General features: G+C 68.4%; 16 protein-coding genes. 9 read left to right on the top strand and 7 right to left on the bottom strand.

The annotated features are described in order from the left end of the window. Positions 1-91 precede the first annotated feature (91 nt). From J7E88_RS18480 to dnaA, 5 genes are all read right to left on the bottom strand, one after another. Positions 92-634, bottom strand: coding sequence for a DUF721 domain-containing protein (locus J7E88_RS18480; protein ID WP_215182414.1), 543 nt, complete (start codon positions 632-634; stop codon positions 92-94). Beyond that, entirely contained in the window at positions 631-1,770 is a 1,140-nt protein-coding gene (recF, locus tag J7E88_RS18475; protein WP_215182412.1) for a DNA replication/repair protein RecF, read from the bottom strand. Before recF ends, J7E88_RS18480 begins: the two co-directional genes overlap by 4 nt. 59 nt (positions 1,771-1,829) lie before the next feature. Next, positions 1,830-2,708 (bottom strand): phosphogluconate dehydrogenase (NAD(+)-dependent, decarboxylating), encoded by an 879-nt coding sequence (gene gnd / locus J7E88_RS18470; RefSeq protein WP_215182409.1) that lies wholly within the window; start codon positions 2,706-2,708, stop codon positions 1,830-1,832. 101 nt (positions 2,709-2,809) lie between these two features. Further along, complete coding sequence (dnaN, locus tag J7E88_RS18465) at positions 2,810-3,940, bottom strand: DNA polymerase III subunit beta (protein ID WP_215182558.1); 1,131 nt, start codon at positions 3,938-3,940, stop codon at positions 2,810-2,812. Positions 3,941-5,184: 1,244 nt separating this feature from the next. Beyond that, on the bottom strand, positions 5,185-7,032 hold the full coding sequence (gene dnaA / locus J7E88_RS18460; RefSeq protein WP_215182407.1) for a chromosomal replication initiator protein DnaA: 1,848 nt from the start codon (positions 7,030-7,032) through the stop codon (positions 5,185-5,187). Positions 7,033-7,392: 360 nt separating this feature from the next. Between dnaA and rpmH the strand changes: the two genes are divergently transcribed. From rpmH to J7E88_RS18415, 9 genes are all read left to right on the top strand, one after another. Continuing rightward, positions 7,393-7,530: a 50S ribosomal protein L34 gene (rpmH, locus tag J7E88_RS18455; RefSeq protein ID WP_018846094.1), complete on the top strand. Its 138-nt coding sequence runs from the start codon at positions 7,393-7,395 to the stop codon at positions 7,528-7,530. A gap of 18 nt (positions 7,531-7,548) precedes the next feature. Continuing rightward, the gene (rnpA, locus tag J7E88_RS18450) at positions 7,549-7,920 is read left to right on the top strand and encodes a ribonuclease P protein component (RefSeq protein WP_215182405.1); all 372 of its coding nucleotides are present in this window, start codon (positions 7,549-7,551) and stop codon (positions 7,918-7,920) included. Then, positions 7,917-8,276, top strand: a complete 360-nt coding sequence (yidD, locus tag J7E88_RS18445; protein ID WP_215182403.1) for a membrane protein insertion efficiency factor YidD — start codon at positions 7,917-7,919, stop codon at positions 8,274-8,276. Before rnpA ends, yidD begins: the two co-directional genes overlap by 4 nt. Positions 8,277-8,279: 3 nt before the next feature. Then, positions 8,280-9,569, top strand: a complete 1,290-nt coding sequence (gene yidC, locus J7E88_RS18440; protein ID WP_215182401.1) for a membrane protein insertase YidC — start codon at positions 8,280-8,282, stop codon at positions 9,567-9,569. Positions 9,570-9,583: 14 nt separating this feature from the next. Further along, the gene (locus J7E88_RS18435; protein ID WP_215182399.1) at positions 9,584-10,096 is read left to right on the top strand and encodes a R3H domain-containing nucleic acid-binding protein; all 513 of its coding nucleotides are present in this window, start codon (positions 9,584-9,586) and stop codon (positions 10,094-10,096) included. A gap of 110 nt (positions 10,097-10,206) precedes the next feature. Beyond that, complete coding sequence (gene rsmG, locus J7E88_RS18430; RefSeq protein WP_215182397.1) at positions 10,207-10,923, top strand: 16S rRNA (guanine(527)-N(7))-methyltransferase RsmG; 717 nt, start codon at positions 10,207-10,209, stop codon at positions 10,921-10,923. Positions 10,924-11,171: 248 nt separating this feature from the next. Continuing rightward, positions 11,172-12,245, top strand: coding sequence for a ParA family protein (locus J7E88_RS18425; RefSeq protein WP_215182395.1), 1,074 nt, complete (start codon positions 11,172-11,174; stop codon positions 12,243-12,245). Continuing rightward, positions 12,242-13,342 (top strand): ParB/RepB/Spo0J family partition protein, encoded by a 1,101-nt coding sequence (locus J7E88_RS18420; RefSeq protein ID WP_215182393.1) that lies wholly within the window; start codon positions 12,242-12,244, stop codon positions 13,340-13,342. Before J7E88_RS18425 ends, J7E88_RS18420 begins: the two co-directional genes overlap by 4 nt. A 307-nt stretch (positions 13,343-13,649) precedes the next feature. Beyond that, positions 13,650-14,267, top strand: a complete 618-nt coding sequence (locus tag J7E88_RS18415; protein WP_215182391.1) for a GNAT family N-acetyltransferase — start codon at positions 13,650-13,652, stop codon at positions 14,265-14,267. Positions 14,268-14,367: 100 nt separating this feature from the next. On the opposite strand, the gene trxA is transcribed toward J7E88_RS18415, so the two are convergent. After that, positions 14,368-14,700 carry a thioredoxin gene (gene trxA / locus J7E88_RS18410; RefSeq protein ID WP_215182389.1) on the bottom strand — a complete coding sequence of 111 codons (333 nt, stop codon included), beginning with the start codon at positions 14,698-14,700 and terminating at the stop codon, positions 14,368-14,370. Positions 14,701-14,750: 50 nt separating this feature from the next. Next, a complete protein-coding gene (gene trxB / locus J7E88_RS18405; protein ID WP_215182387.1) occupies positions 14,751-15,725 on the bottom strand; it encodes a thioredoxin-disulfide reductase in 975 nt (324 codons plus the stop codon). Positions 15,726-15,741 lie beyond the last annotated feature (16 nt).

Here is a 15,741-nt window from a genome sequence, read left to right as displayed (position 1 = left end):
GGGCTTTGAGAGCTTCGGGCTGTCAACCTCCGGCTACCGTGAGGGATGCCTCAGCCGTACCGCCCGGTTTCCCGCGTCGCACAGCCCGGCCTCAGCCGTACGTGTCCCCCGGGCCAGTGCTCCCCGGTGCCCGCAGCGGGCCGAATCTGCGCGCGGGTCCGCCGGGGCCCAGCACCTTGATCATGCGGACCGTGCCGTGCCCCAGGTCCTCGTTCAGCCGCGCCACCAGGCGCGGAGCCAGCAGCCGCAGCTGGGTCGCCCATGCCGTCGAGTCGCACTGGACCGTCAGCACGCGCTGGTCGGGGTCCTCGTCGTAGCGCAGCGGTACGCAGTGCTTGGCCAGGTCCTCGCCGACGATCTGCGGCCAGCGGCCCATCACACCGCCCACCGCGGCCGGTGTCTCCCAACCGCGCTCGGTGATCAGCCGGTTGATCGCCGCGCCAAGCGGCAGCGGGTCGCGGCCGTCGGCCCGCGCACCCGAGCGCAGCCCGCCGCCGCGCCTGGCCTGCTTCTTCTGCTGCGCGGCCGCGCCCTTGGCCTTCGCCTGCTCCTTGGCCGCACGCAGCGCGACCCGGGCCAGGTCCACGCCCGAGGACTCGGGGAACTTGGGGACCGGGGTCTCGTCCTCACTCATACGCGCTCCACCGCCCCGTCGGCCACCGCGTACCGGGCACCCGCCAGCACGCCTGGGACGTCGTCGTCGACGGCGGCCGTCACCAGCACCTGCTCGCCGGGGGCCACCAGCTCCGCGAGGCGCTCCCGGCGGCGCGCGTCCAGCTCGGCGAACACGTCGTCGAGCACGAGCACCGGCTCGTTGCCCTCGGCACGCAGCAGGTCGTACGAGGCCAGCCGCAGCGCCAGCGCGTACGACCAGGACTCGCCGTGGCTGGCGTACCCCTTCGCCGGCAGCTGCCCCAGCTTGAGCAACAGGTCGTCACGGTGGGGACCGACCAGCGTCACGCCCCGCTCGATCTCCTGCTTGCGGGCCTCGGCCAGCGCGGCGATCAGCTGCTCGTACAGCTCCTCACGGGTCGCCGGGCCGGCGTGCTCCGCACCGGCGGAAGCGGAGGAGGAACGGTACTCCAGGGCGATCGGGCCGCCGCCGGGCGCAAGCGCCTCGTACGCCTTGTCCGCCAGCGGCTGCAGGGAGGCGATCAGGTCGAGCCGCCTGGCCAGCACCTCGGCACCGGCCCGCGCCAGGTGCTGGTCCCATATGTCCAGCGTGGACATGTCCATCGAACGCCCGCCGTGCCGTCTCGCCATCGCGGCCGACTTCAGCAGGGTGTTGCGCTGCCTGAGCACCCGGTCGTAGTCCGAGCGCACCCCCGCCATGCGCGGCGAGCGCGCCGTGACCAGCTCGTCGAGGAATCGCCGGCGCTCACCGGGGTCGCCCTTGACCAGGGCCAGGTCCTCGGGGGCGAACAGCACCGTGCGTACGATCCCGAGCACATCACGTGGTCTGACCTGCGAGGACCTGTTGATGCGGGCCCTGTTCGCCTTCCCCGGGTTGAGCTCGAGCTCGACCAGCTGGGAGCGCTCGCCCTGGGTGATCGCGGCCCGGATCACCGCCCGGTCGGCCCCCATCCGCACCAGCGGCGCGTCCGAGGACACCCGGTGGCTGGACAGGGTCGCGAGATAACCGACGGCCTCGACCAGATTGGTCTTCCCCTGCCCGTTCGCCCCCACGAAAGCGGTGACGCCCGGATCGAGAGGGACCTCGACCCGGGCGTACGAGCGGAAGTCGGCCAGCGACAGATGCGTGACGTGCATGGTGTGGCGCCGACCTTCCCCCGGCGTGGCTGCGCACCGCCTGGTGCACAGCCTGTGGATTACTTCGTGCTCTCCACCGCGTGGCCGCCGAACTGGTTGCGCAGCGCGGCGATCATCTTCATCTGCGGGGAGTCGTCCTGGCGGGACGCGAACCGCGCGAACAGCGACGCGGTGATCGCCGGCAGCGGCACGGCGTTGTCGATCGCGGCCTCGACGGTCCACCGGCCCTCGCCGGAGTCCTGCGCGAAGCCGCGCAGCTTCTCGAGGTGCTCGTCCTCGTCCAGGGCGTTGACCGCGAGGTCGAGCAGCCAGGAACGGATGACCGTGCCCTCCTGCCAGGAGCGGAAGACCTCGCGCACGTCGGTGACGGAGTCCACCTTCTCCAGCAGCTCCCAGCCCTCGGCGTAGGCCTGCATCATGGCGTACTCGATGCCGTTGTGAACCATCTTGGCGAAGTGGCCGGCACCGACCTTGCCCGCGTGGACGGAGCCGAACTCGCCCTCGGGCTTGAGCGCGTCGAAGACCGGCTGGACCTTGGCCACGTGCTCGGCGTCGCCGCCGTACATCAGGGCGTAACCGTTCTCCAGGCCCCAGACACCGCCGGAGACACCGCAGTCGACGAAGCCGATGCCCTTGATGCCCAGCTCGACGGCGTGCTTCTCGTCGTCGGTCCAACGGGAGTTCCCGCCGTCGACGACGATGTCACCGGGGGAGAGCAGCTCCGCCAGCTCGTCGATCGTGGACTGGGTCGCGGCACCCGCCGGGACCATGACCCAGACGACGCGCGGGCCCTTGAGCTTGCCCACAAGCTCCTCAAGGCTGTGGACATCCGCGAGATCCGGGTTGCGGTCGTAGCCGATGACGGTGTGGCCTGCGCGGCGGATGCGCTCGCGCATGTTGCCGCCCATCTTGCCGAGGCCGACGAGACCGAGCTCCATCAGAGATTCCTCAATCGTTGAGTGCCGTTTCCTACCCGCGTCCGAGACTACGCCCGGACACGGGTGCACACCTGTGGGGTCAGGCGCTCAGAAGCCGCTGGTCAGCCGCTCAGGCGCACCGGCATGATCAGGTACTTGTACGCCTCGTCCGCCTCCGCGTCCACGGCCGGCCTGCCGCTCAGCAGCGCGGGCTTGGTGGACGTGGTGAAGGACAGCTGGGCGACCGGCGAGTCGATCGCGCTGAGGCCGTCCAGCAGGAAGGTCGGGTTGAAGGCGATCGAGATGTCGTCACCTTCCAGCTGTGCGTCCACACGCTCCACAGCCTGTGCGTCGTCGCTGGAGCCGGCCTCCAGGATCAGCACGCCCTGCTCGAAGCTGAGGCGCACCGGGGTGTTCCGCTCGGCGACGAGGGCGACACGCTTGACAGCCTCGACGAACGGCGCGGTCTCGATGACGGCCACCGAGTTGAACTCGGTGGGGAACAGCGTGCGGTACTTCGGCAGGTCGCCTTCGAGCAGACGGGTCGTGGTCCGCCGTCCGGCGCCCTCGAAACCGATCAGGCCCTCACCGGCACCGGAGCCCGACAGCGCCAGCGTGACCGTGTCGCCGCTCGTCAGCGCCTTGGCGGTGTCGAGGAGCGTCTTGGCGGGCACCAGGGCGACGGCCGAGGCGTCCGGACTCTCGGGCTTCCACAGGAACTCGCGGACCGCGAAGCGGTAGCGGTCGGTGGAGGCCAGGGTGACGGTGTCGCCCTCGATCTCGATACGCACACCGGTCAGCACGGGAAGGGTGTCGTCGCGACCGGCGGCGATGGCGACCTGGGCGGCGGCGGAGGCGAAGACCTCGCCGGGCACGGTGCCGGTGGCGGTCGGCATCTGCGGAAGTGCGGGGTACTCCTCCACAGGCAGGGTGTGGAGGGTGAACCGCGAGGAGCCGCAGACCACGGTCGCCCGTACACCGTCTGTGGAAATCTCCACCGGACGGTTGGGCAGCGCGCGGCAGATGTCGGCGAGCAGGCGGCCGGAAACGAGGACGGTGCCGTCCTCGTCGATCTCCGCCTCCACAGAGACACGGGCCGAGACCTCGTAGTCGAAGCTGGAGAAGCTGAGGGCGCCGTCCTCCGCCTTCAGAAGAAGGCCTGCGAGTACGGGCGCCGGCGGACGGGCCGGGAGGCTGCGGGCCACCCAGGCCACCGCCTCCGCGAGTACATCGCGCTCCACCCGGATCTTCACCGGAACCGCCTCCTGCTGTTGCTGGCTCGCCCTGCTGGCCTTCGTCGTCGGCTTGATGCCGGAGACCAGTCTGACGCACGGCGCCGACAGTCGGTGCGGGTCGGGGTCAAGTCGCGCCAAGAGGTACGGGGCGCTCCGGGCCCGAGTTGTGCACAGGCCCGTCTTCCAAGCGAATTTCCCGGTAACTCTAAGTGGGAGTAGTAGTAGGGCCTGTGGAAACCGTGGATAACGTCGTCCGCGCAGGTCAGGGCCCGTTTTTTGTCCACCGCGCCTGTGGGCGGGAGCCGTGGACAACCCCGTGCTTCTGTGGACACCGGAAAGTTCTGCACACCCGATGCACAGCCCACGGGGACTTCTCCCCAGTGCCGTCCCCAGCTTTACCCACGTTCCCCACAGGCCAACCGACCTCCTTGGTGTGACGCCTTTCACTCGACCCGGTGAGCGGGGGTGTTGCGTTGCCGAACAGTGGACAGGGGTGGGGAAAAGCTGTGGGCAACGGAGCCCTGCCTGTGGGCTGCCGGTGGACAACGTGGATCAAGGTCTGTGGACGATTTCTCTGTCCACAGACTGTGGAGGGCGTCCGGCCACAAATCCACAACCGGCTGACCTGGCCCGACATCCGCTGCACCGGCCGGCCTGTGGACCGAATCTGGACAACTTCCCGGTCCCCAGGCTGTGGACGGAAGATCGTGCCCAGTTCTGTGGAGAACGGGCGGGGGCCGGGTGGTATTCGAACACGATCTTCCGGGGGAAGCGCGGACGGCGGTGCGCCGTGAGGGTCCCGGACTCCTCCTGCGGGCCGTCGGCGAGGCGCCCGGGGACGTCTGGCGAGGACTGACGGGCCTGCGTCGCGGGCCTCTGCTCCGCGCCTGCCTCCGGCGGGATCAGGGATGCGCCCGGGGGCACCGGCGGGGCTCCCGGCTGGCTGAGGCGCGAGCCGGCGCGGGTATCGGGTCTCCGGCCGAAGGGCTCGGTCGACGCTCCGGGGGCACCGTCGGGTGCCGGCGAGGACATCCGGTCTCCGGTCGGTGGGCCACCGCAGGGCGCTTCTGGCGAGTCTCCGGCGGGGACGGTGAGTCTCCGGCCGGCGGTGGCCCGCCGGCTCCCTCCGACGACGCTCCGGCGGGTGCCGGCGGGGGACCGGTGGGCCCATCGGCGAGGCGCCGGCAGGGCCCCGGGAACGTCGAAGGCGCCCGCGGGATCTCGTCCCGTGGGCGCCTTCGCAGGCCGTGCCGGGGGCTGGGTCAGCCGTTCTTGATGCGGTTGGTGAGCTCGGTGACCTGGTTGTAGATGGACCGCCGCTCCGCCATCAGCGCCCGGATCTTGCGGTCCGCGTGCATCACGGTCGTGTGGTCGCGCCCGCCGAACTGCGCGCCGATCTTCGGCAGCGACAGATCGGTGAGTTCTCGGCACAGGTACATCGCGATCTGGCGCGCCGTCACCAGCACACGGCTGCGCGAAGATCCGCACAGATCCTCGACCGTGAGGCCGAAGTAGTCCGCCGTGGCCGCCATGATCGCCGCTGCGGTGATCTCGGGGGCCGCGTCCTCGCCGCCCGGGATCAGGTCCTTGAGCACGATCTCGGTGAGACCGAGGTCGACCGGCTGCCGGTTGAGCGAGGCGAACGCCGTCACCCGGATCAGCGCGCCCTCCAGTTCACGGATGTTCCGCGAGATGCGGGACGCGATGAACTCCAGTACCTCCGGCGGGGCGTTGAGCTGCTCCTGCACGGCCTTCTTGCGCAGGATCGCGATACGCGTCTCCAGCTCAGGCGGCTGTACGTCGGTGGTCAGACCCCACTCGAAACGGTTCCGCAGCCGGTCCTCCAGGGTCATCAGCTGCTTGGGCGGGCGGTCCGAGGACAGCACGATCTGCTTGTTGGCGTTGTGGAGCGTGTTGAAGGTGTGGAAGAACTCCTCCTGCGTCGACTCCTTGCTCGCGAGGAACTGGATGTCGTCGACCAGCAGGATGTCCACATCGCGGTAGCGCTTGCGGAAGGTGTCGCCCTTGCCGTCGCGGATCGAGTTGATGAACTCGTTGGTGAACTCCTCCGAGCTCACGTACCGCACCCGGGTGCCCGGGTAGAGGCTGCGGGCGTAGTGCCCGATGGCGTGCAGCAGATGCGTTTTTCCGAGCCCCGACTCCCCGTAGATGAAAAGGGGGTTGTACGCCTTGGCCGGCGCCTCGGCCACCGCGACGGCAGCGGCGTGCGCGAACCGGTTGGACGCGCCGATGACGAACGTGTCGAAGAGGTACTTGGGGTTCAGCCGGGCATGCGGCTCGCCGGGGCCGGGCGCCGGCGAGGGCTTGGCACCGAGCGGTCCGGGTGCGCCCGACGGGCCGCCGCGGTGCGGGGCCTGCGACTCGGGGAGCTGACGCTCGGCGCGCGGGTCGTACTGCTGGCGCTCGGGCGGCTGCCGGTAGTCGTGCTGCGACCGTCCGGGCGGTGCCGAGGCGTAGGGATCGCGCTCCTGGAAACCGCCGAGACGGGGCTGCTGCCAGTTGAGGTCTTCCTGGACGCGCGGCCAGGCGCCGGGCTCGGGGCGCTGCTGCTGGTACTCGGGGTACGACGGGCGCACGTTCGGCAAGCCGTCGTCGGGCGAAGGGCGGTGGCCGTAGCCGCCGCTGTCATAGGGGGAGCCGCCCTGGCGCCCGGTCTCGTACGCGTCGCCGCCCTGGCGCGGTCCGTCGTACGGGTCGCTCTGGCGGGAGCCGTCGTATGTGTCCCCGTTCTGGCGCGGCTCGTCGTGCTGAGGTCCCTGGTAGCGGGGCGCCTGCTGCTGGTGTGCGGGCGGTGCCTGGGGGGCCGGGGGCTCGCCCACGGAGTCGTCGACGGTGATCGCGATCCGGATCGGGCGGCCGCACTCGCGGCTCAGCGTCTCGCTGATCAGCGGGGCGAGCCGGCCTTCGAGCACGCGCTTGCCCCACTCGTTGGGTACGGCGAGCAGCGCGGTGTCGGCGACGAGTGCGAGAGGCTGGCAGCGCTCGATCCACTGCTTGTCCTTGGGCTCGACGCCCTGCTGGCCCTCATCGAGGAGCTGCTCCAGCACTCGTGGCCACACTGCGGCAAGATCGGCAGGTACGTCAGCCACAAGGCACGCTCTCTCACAGGTCCCACGAATGTGTGGTTCTCGGGACGGGATGGGAAGACAGGCAGGAAAGGAATCCGAGTTCAGCCACGGTAGTCAGGCCGAGCCATGCGGTTCAAGTTGTTGTCCACAGCCTGTGTACAGCGAGGTCCATCATCGGCCTGGTTTGACCGGATGGCGTAGCCGCGCGTACCGTAACCAGGTCGAGTTGTCGATGGCTGCTGCCGCCTGCCTCCGATGGGCAAAGATCACGGTCTGTGATTGTGAAGCGGTGCACTCGGGCGTAATCGCGAGCTACTCGTGGGCGCACGGTGACAGCCAGGCGATGTCCCGCCATCAACGAATCATTTCTGGAGCCCCCGAGTGAGCAAGCGCACCTTCCAGCCGAACAACCGTCGTCGTGCGAAGACCCACGGTTTCCGCCTGCGCATGCGTACCCGTGCCGGTCGCGCCATCCTGGCGAACCGTCGCAGCAAGGGTCGCGCCAACCTGTCCGCCTGATCGCGAACAGGTCGTGACGTGCTGCCTACCGAGAATCGGCTGAGGCGGCGCGAGGACTTCGCGACTGCGGTACGCCGAGGACGCCGGGCCGGTCGCCCGCTCCTCGTCGTCCATCTACGCAGCGGTGCTACGGACCCGCACGCGCCTGGGGAGAGCGCTCCCCCGACGTGTGCGGGTTTCGTCGTGAGCAAGGCCGTGGGCGGAGCTGTCGTACGCAACAGGGTCAAGCGGAGACTGCGCCACCTCATGCGCGATCGGCTGTCCGAGCTGCCCCCCGGTAGCCTGGTGGTCGTACGGGCGCTGCCCGGTGCGGGCGACGCCGACCATGCACAGCTGGCCCGAGACCTGGACGTCGCTCTGCAGCGGCTGCTGGGAGGGGGCGCGCGATGAAGTACCCACTGCTGGCACTGATCAAGCTCTATCAGTGGACGATCAGCCCGCTGCTGGGACCTGTCTGCAGGTACTACCCGTCGTGTTCCCACTATGGATTTACGGCCATCGACCGGCACGGCGCGGTGAAAGGCACAGCCCTGACCGCCTGGCGGATTCTGCGGTGCAACCCGTGGTCGCCCGGAGGTGTGGATCATGTGCCCCCGCGCAAGCGCCCACGGTGGCACGAAATGCTGCGCGATGCCTTGCGTGGCAGCAAGGGCGGGCACTCCGCCGCTGATGCGCCTGCCCCGGGGTCGGCCCCCGGAACCCCGAGCCCGGCCGCAGAGACCTCGCCCAATGCTCAAGGAGCCTGATTAGTGGACACGATTGCCAGTCTCTTCAGTTTTATCACCACACCTGTCTCGTGGATCATCGTCCAGTTCCACAAGCTCTATGGGGCGATCTTCGGCCCGGACACGGGCTGGGCCTGGGGACTGTCCATCGTGTCGCTGGTGATCCTCATCCGGATCTGCCTGATCCCGCTCTTTGTGAAGCAGATCAAGTCGACCCGGAACATGCAGGCGCTCCAGCCGAAGATGAAGGCGATCCAGGAGCGCTACAAGAGCGACCGACAGCGTCAGTCCGAAGAGATGATGAAGCTGTACAAGGAGACCGGGACCAACCCGCTTTCCTCGTGCCTTCCGATCCTCGCGCAGTCGCCGTTCTTCTTCGCGCTGTACCACGTGCTGAGCAAGATCGCCTCGGGTGACGAGATCGGCGTGCTGAACAAGAGCCTCGTCGACAGTGCGCGTGAGGCACATATCTTCGGTGCTCCGATCGCCGCCAAGTTCATGGACTCGCCCGAGAAGGTCGAGGTGCTCAAGGCCTCCCTGACGGACGTCCGCATCGTCACCGCGATCATGATCATCATGATGTCCGCGTCGCAGTTCTACACGCAGCGCCAGCTGATGCAGAAGAACGTCGACCTCACGGTCAAGACGCCGTACATGCAGCAGCAGAAGATGCTGATGTACATCTTCCCGGTGATCTTCGCCGTCATGGGCATCAACTTCCCGGTCGGTGTCCTCGTCTACTGGCTGACCACCAACGTGTGGACCATGGGTCAGCAGATGTACGTCATCAACCAGAACCCGACCCCGGGCAGCAAGGCCCAGGACCACTACCTGCAGCGCCTGCTCAAGAGCGTCGTCGCGCACGGCGAGGTCCGCTCGCGGCGCAAGCGCACCGTCGTCCAGGCCATCGTGGCCAAGGGGACGGACCGCAACGACAACGAGCGCCGGTTCATCACCGGGCTGGCGAAGGCCGGCCTGGCCGCCCAGGCGGACGGCACGGTGGCCAAGAGCGAGACGGCAGTGGCCGAGGCCGAGGGTGGCAGCGGCGCTCAGCGGCGCCAGCAGCCCAAGCGGCAGAGCAAGGCACGGCGCCAGACCGCGGTCGGCACCCCGGGTGCGGCCAAGGACACCGAAGGCCCGGCCGACTCCACGTCCAAGACGTCGCTGCAAAAGGAAGGGTCCGCCGAGGGCGCCAAGCCCAAGGCCGGCGGTGGCAAGGCCACCGGATCCGCCCGCCAGGCCAAGCCCGGACAGGCAAAGTCCGGGCAGCGCAAGGGCCAGCAGCGCCCCAAGCACCCGTCGTCCAAGAAGTAAGAAGGAGTCCATCCGTGACGGAAGGCACCATCTCCGCCGCCGCCGAGGGTGGCGACACCCTGACCCGCCTCGAGCAGGAAGGGGAGATCGCGGCTGACTACCTCGAGGGTCTGCTCGACATCGCCGACCTCGACGGTGACATCGACATGGACGTCGAGGCGGACCGAGCTGCGGTCTCGATCATCAGTGAGGCGGGCAGCCGGGACCTGCAGAAGCTCGTGGGCCGGGACGGCGAGGTCCTCGAAGCCCTCCAGGAACTGACGCGCCTGGCCGTGCACCGCGAGACCGGTGACCGCAGCCGCCTCATGCTCGACATCGCCGGTTTCCGGGCGAAGAAGCGCACCGAGCTGGCCGAGCTCGGCGCCAAGGCGGCCAACGAGGTCAAGACCACCGGTCAGCCGGTCAAGCTCGACCCCATGACGCCCTTCGAGCGCAAGGTCGTCCACGACGCGGTCGCGGCCGCGGGGCTGCGCAGCGAGTCCGAGGGCGAGGAGCCCCAGCGCTTCGTCGTCGTACTCCCTGCCTGACCCCATGTTCTGTCGGCCCCGTCTGTTCGCAGGCGGGGCCGATCTTTGTCAGCCTGAATAGTCAGCCACCACAGCCCTGAGCGGCAGTGCGGTATGGAAGGACGGTTCCCGTGACGGAGGCAGCAGAGCTTCCCCAGGCGCCCGAGGCGGCGCGGACGGTATTCGGAGAGCTCTTTCCGGAGGCCGTGCGGTATGCGGAGCTGCTCGCGGATGCGGGGGTCAAGCGCGGTCTGATCGGCCCGCGTGAGGTGCCCCGACTGTGGGAGCGCCACCTGCTGAACTGCGCTGTGCTGTCCGAGGTCGTCCCGCAGGGGGTGACGGTGTGCGATGTCGGCTCGGGCGCCGGGCTTCCGGGTATCCCGCTCGCACTCGTCCGGCCGGACCTCAAGATCACCCTTCTCGAACCCCTGCTGCGGCGTACGAACTTTCTCCAGGAAGTCGTCGAGCTGCTGGGCCTCGACCATGTGACCGTGGTCCGGGGCAGGGCCGAGGAAATGCTGGGCAAGGTACCTCCGGTGCATGTGGTGACGGCGCGGGCCGTGGCACCGCTGGACCGGCTGGCCGGCTGGGGCGTCCCTCTGCTTCGCCCCTATGGCGAGATGCTGGCACTCAAGGGCGATACCGCGGAGGAGGAGATCCAGGGCGCCCGGGCCGCGCTGAGCAAGCTCGGAGTGGTGGAGACATCCGTTCTCCATGTCGGTGAAGGAATCGTCGACCCGCTGTCCACTGTCGTACGGGTCGAGGTGGGTGAGAGCCCGGGCGGTGTGAGGTTCGCCGCCAAGCGCGCGAAGGCCGCCAGGACGAGCCGAACGCGCCGTCGCCGCTGACCCGTAGTCCGCTGAGCCATACAAGCTTCCATACGTACACATTTCGGAGTGTCGTCCTGGTTCGGTGATGCGGCGCGTGCATCGTGTTTCACGTGAAACGTCGCTCACTGCTGCAGGGAATCATCAGCCGCGGCCGTGCGGCCGCCCCGGTAAAGGGCCGCAAGCCCCTCCTACGGGCCACGGAGTTGTCCACAGAGGTGGATTCCTCCACAGAACCACGGGCCTCGCTGGTTCACGACCCCAAAAGCATGGCAGGCTCTCCTCATCGCGAGCCTGAAGTCGAGGAGAGTGAATCCTTGCGGTCCGACGCCAACATCGCGGGACCGATGACCGATCCGGTCCCCGGTCCCCGTACCGAGTCCCCGGGGGAGGATGTTTCACGTGAAACACCGCCGCCCATGGACGACACCCCCATCGGCCGCGCTGCACAGCTGGCCGTGGAGGCGCTGGGGCGTGCCGGTGAGGGTCTGCCCCGACCTGAGCAGACACGCGTCATGGTTGTCGCCAACCAGAAGGGTGGCGTAGGGAAGACCACCACGACGGTCAACCTTGCCGCCTCGCTCGCCCTGCACGGAGCGCGCGTTCTGGTGGTGGACCTCGACCCCCAGGGCAACGCCTCCACGGCGTTGGGTATCGATCACCATGCGGAAGTCCCCTCTATCTATGACGTCCTGGTAGAGAGCAGGCCCCTCGCCGAGGTGGTCCAGCCCGTCCCCGACGTCGAAGGACTCTTCTGCGCTCCCGCCACCATCGATCTCGCCGGTGCGGAGATCGAGCTGGTGTCGCTGGTGGCGCGGGAGAGCAGACTTCAGCGCGCCATCCAGGCCTACGAGCAGCCGCTGGACTACATCCTCATCGACTGCCCGCCGTCGCTGGGCCTGCTGACCGTCAACGCACTGGTCGCCGGCGCGGAAGTCCTCATCCCCATCCAATGCGAGTACTACGCGCTGGAAGGGCTCGGTCAGCTGCTGCGCAACGTGGACCTGGTGCGAGGACACCTGAACCCCTCGCTCCATGTCTCGACGATCCTGCTCACCATGTACGACGGCCGGACCCGGCTCGCCTCGCAGGTGGCTGAGGAGGTGCGCACCCACTTCGGGGACGAGGTCCTACGGACAAGCATTCCGCGGTCCGTGCGCATCTCGGAGGCTCCGAGCTACGGGCAGACGGTGCTCACCTACGATCCGGGTTCGAGTGGCTCCCTGTCGTACCTCGAAGCCGCCCGCGAGATCGCGCTCCGGGGCGTAGGGGTCCACTACGACCCGCAGCATGCCCACGCGGCTCAGAACCATCAGCAGAACATCTCGGAGGGGATTCAGTGAGCGAGCGACGTAGAGGATTGGGGCGTGGGCTCGGTGCGTTGATCCCCGCTGCTCCCCAGGAGAAGCAGGTGTCCCTGTCGTCGGGTGCCACCGCCTCTCCGGTGGCGGCTCCAGTGCTGACCACGGACCGCGGGGTGGCGGCGGCCAAGGTCGCCACCCTTCCCGCGGCTGCCACGGCGCCGGAAGCGGCCGGGGCCGTGGTGGACCACGACGAGGCATCGCGGCCGAGCGAGCCGGCGGGAGCGCACTTCGCGGAGGTGCCGCTCGACGCGATCACCCCGAATCCGCGCCAGCCCCGTGAGATCTTCGACGAAGACGCACTCGCCGAGCTGATCACCTCCATCAAAGAGGTCGGACTCCTCCAGCCCGTTGTCGTACGGCAGTTGGGACCGGACCACTACGAGCTCATCATGGGTGAGCGCCGCTGGAGGGCCTGCCGTGAGGCCGGCCTGGAGCGGATCCCCGCGATCGTCCGGCACACCGAGGACGACAAGCTTCTTCTGGACGCCCTGCTGGAGAACCTGCACCGGGCGCAGCTGAACCCGCTGGAGGAGGCAGCTGCCTACGACCAGCTGCTGAAGGACTTCAACTGCACCCATGACCAGTTGGCCGACCGCATCGGTCGCTCGCGTCCGCAGGTCTCCAACACGCTGCGGCTGCTCAAGCTTTCACCGCCCGTGCAGCGCAGGGTCGCTGCCGGCGTTCTGTCTGCGGGGCATGCGCGTGCGCTGCTCTCCGTCGATGATTCGGACGAGCAGGACCGGCTGGCCCATCGCATCGTGGCCGAGGGGCTCTCGGTGCGGGCGGTCGAGGAGATCGTCACTCTGCTCAACTCGGGGCTCAAGAGCACGCCCAAGCCGAAGGGCCCGCGAGCGGGGAACCGGCTGTCCCCCGCACTCAGTGATCTTGCCTCCCGGCTCTCGGACCGCTTCGAGACGCGGGTGAAGGTCGACCTCGGGCACAAGAAGGGGAAGATCGTCGTCGAGTTCGCGTCGATAGACGATCTGGAGAGGATCCTGGGCACGCTGGCCCCTGGTGAGGGGCGAGTCCTGGAGAACGGGTTGAGCGACGAGCCTGCCGAGGGCGTAGACGTCTGAGGCTTTCGTTCGCCGCCAACGGCAGGGCGGGGCGTGTTCCGGTTCAGGGAACACGACCCGCCCTTTGCCGTGGTGCGGTATCCGTGCCGGGGCTGGGTGGATACGATGCGTTCTGGTATGACGCATCCACCTTGAGCCACCTCAGAGGGAGGGCGGGGGCCATGCGAGCGGTGAGCCGCAGCCAACTGGTGACAGCAGGTCTGGGACTTGGGGCAGTAGGCGGATTCGTCAGCAGCCTGCTTCTGGAGCGGAGCGCGCTGGCTGCCGCGCGGAGCGCGGCGCATCAGGGCAGTGAGGAGGAGCCTCCATGGGGCGTCGAGTCGTACCGCTCACGCTGGACAACCTTTCGGACCTTCCCCAGCGCTGTCGTGCGTGTGTCTTCTGGGAACTCGACCCGGTCAGCGGCGAGGCAGCGGTAAAGGCGGGGACGCCGGAGCTCGAGAAGGAAGCCTGGATCTCGGCCGTCCTCCTCGACTGGGGCTCGTGCGGCCGCGTCGTCTATGTCGATGATGTTCCGGTGGGCTTCGTTCTCTACGCACCACCTGCCTATGTGCCCCGCTCGATGGCCTTTCCCACGAGTCCGGTCGCCGCGGACGCGGTGCAGCTCATCACCGCCTGGGTGATGCCCGGCTATCAGGGCCAGGGACTGGGGCGGGTGATTGTGCAGACCGTCGCCAAGGATTTGCTGCGGCGGGGCTTTCGGGCGATCGAGGCATTCGGGGACGCTCGCTGGAAGGAGCCAGCATGCGTACTGCCCGCAGACCATCTGCTCGCCGTGGGCTTCAAGACGGTTCGACCGCATCCGACACACCCCCGGCTGCGGCTGGAGCTTCGGACGACGCTCTCCTGGAAGGAAGACGTTGAGCTGGCTCTGGACCGGTTGCTGGGCGCGGTCCAGAAGGAGCCGGCGCTGCGACCGTTGTGAGGCCGACAGGCCCCCTGGTGACGTCGGCAAGAGAAATGGGCTCATCCCCGAGGTGGGGATGAGCCCATGCGACGTTTCACGTGAAACATCGAGGCGATGACTACTCGCCGATGAAGCCCTCGAGGTCGCGGATGATCGCGGCCTTCGGCTTGGCGCCGACGATGGTCTTGGCGACCTCGCCGTTCTGGTAGACGTTCAGTGTCGGGATGGACATGACGCCGTACTTCGCCGCGGTGGCCGGGTTCTCGTCGATGTTGAGCTTCACGACCTGGATCTTGTCGCCGTGCTCAGCCGCGATGGCCTCAAGCGACGGCGCGATCTGGCGGCAGGGGCCGCACCAGGCGGCCCAGAAGTCCACCAGTACGGGCTTGTCGCTCTTGAGGACGTCCTCTTCGAAAGAGTCGTCGGTCACGTTCTTCAGGTCGCCGGCCACGGCGTCCTCCTTACTTCTTTGCGGGGTGTAGGGGGAGTGCGGTTCTCAGGTCAGACCACGGGGGTCTTCTCGGGCTCGGCGACCTTCTCACTGTCCGAGAGGGCGGCGAGGAAGCGCTCGGCGTCCAGGGCGGCGGAGCAGCCGGTGCCGGCGGCCGTGATGGCCTGACGGTAGGTGTGGTCGACGACGTCGCCCGCGGCGAAGACACCCGGAAGGTTGGTGCGCGTGGAGGGCGCGTCGACCTTGAGGTAGCCCTCGTCATCGAGCTCGAGCTGTCCCTTGAACAGCTCGGTGCGCGGGTCGTGGCCCACGGCGATGAACAGGCCGGTCACGGCGAGCGGCGAGGTCTCGCCCGTCTTGGTGTTGCGCAGGGTCAGACCGGTGAGCTTCGGGTCGCCGTGGATCTCCGCGACCTCGCTGTTCCAGGCGAACGAAATCTTCGGGTCGGCGAAGGCGCGCTCCTGCATCGCCTTGGAGGCGCGCAGCGTGTCACGACGGTGGACGATCGTGACGGACCTGGCGAAGCGCGAAAGGAAGGTGGCCTCCTCCATGGCGGTGTCGCCACCGCCGACGACGGCGATGTCCTGGTCCTTGAAGAAGAACCCGTCACACGTGGCGCACCAGGAGACGCCACGTCCGGAGAGAGCGTCCTCGTTCGGCAGACCCAGCTTGCGGTGCTGCGAGCCGGTGGTGACGATCACGGCCTTCGCGCGGTGCACGGTTCCGGCGGTGTCCGTGACGGTCTTGATCTCGCCCGTGAGATCGACGGCCACGACATCGTCGGGAACGAGTTCGGCACCGAAGCGCTCGGCCTGGGCGCGCATGTTGTCCATCAGATCCGGACCCATGATGCCGTCGCGGAAGCCGGGGAAGTTCTCCACATCGGTCGTGTTCATCAGTGCGCCACCGGCGGTGACGGCACCCTCGAACACCAGCGGCTGCAACGAAGCGCGCGCGGTGTAGAGCGCGGCCGTGTAGCCCGCGGGCCCGGAGCCGATGATGATCACGTTGCGGACGTCGCTCACGGGTATTTTCCTCGTC

It is taken from the genome of Streptomyces sp. ISL-10 (assembly GCF_018614575.1).
Lineage (GTDB): Bacteria > Actinomycetota > Actinomycetes > Streptomycetales > Streptomycetaceae > Streptomyces.
This window is presented reverse-complemented; position numbering and strand designations above follow the sequence as displayed.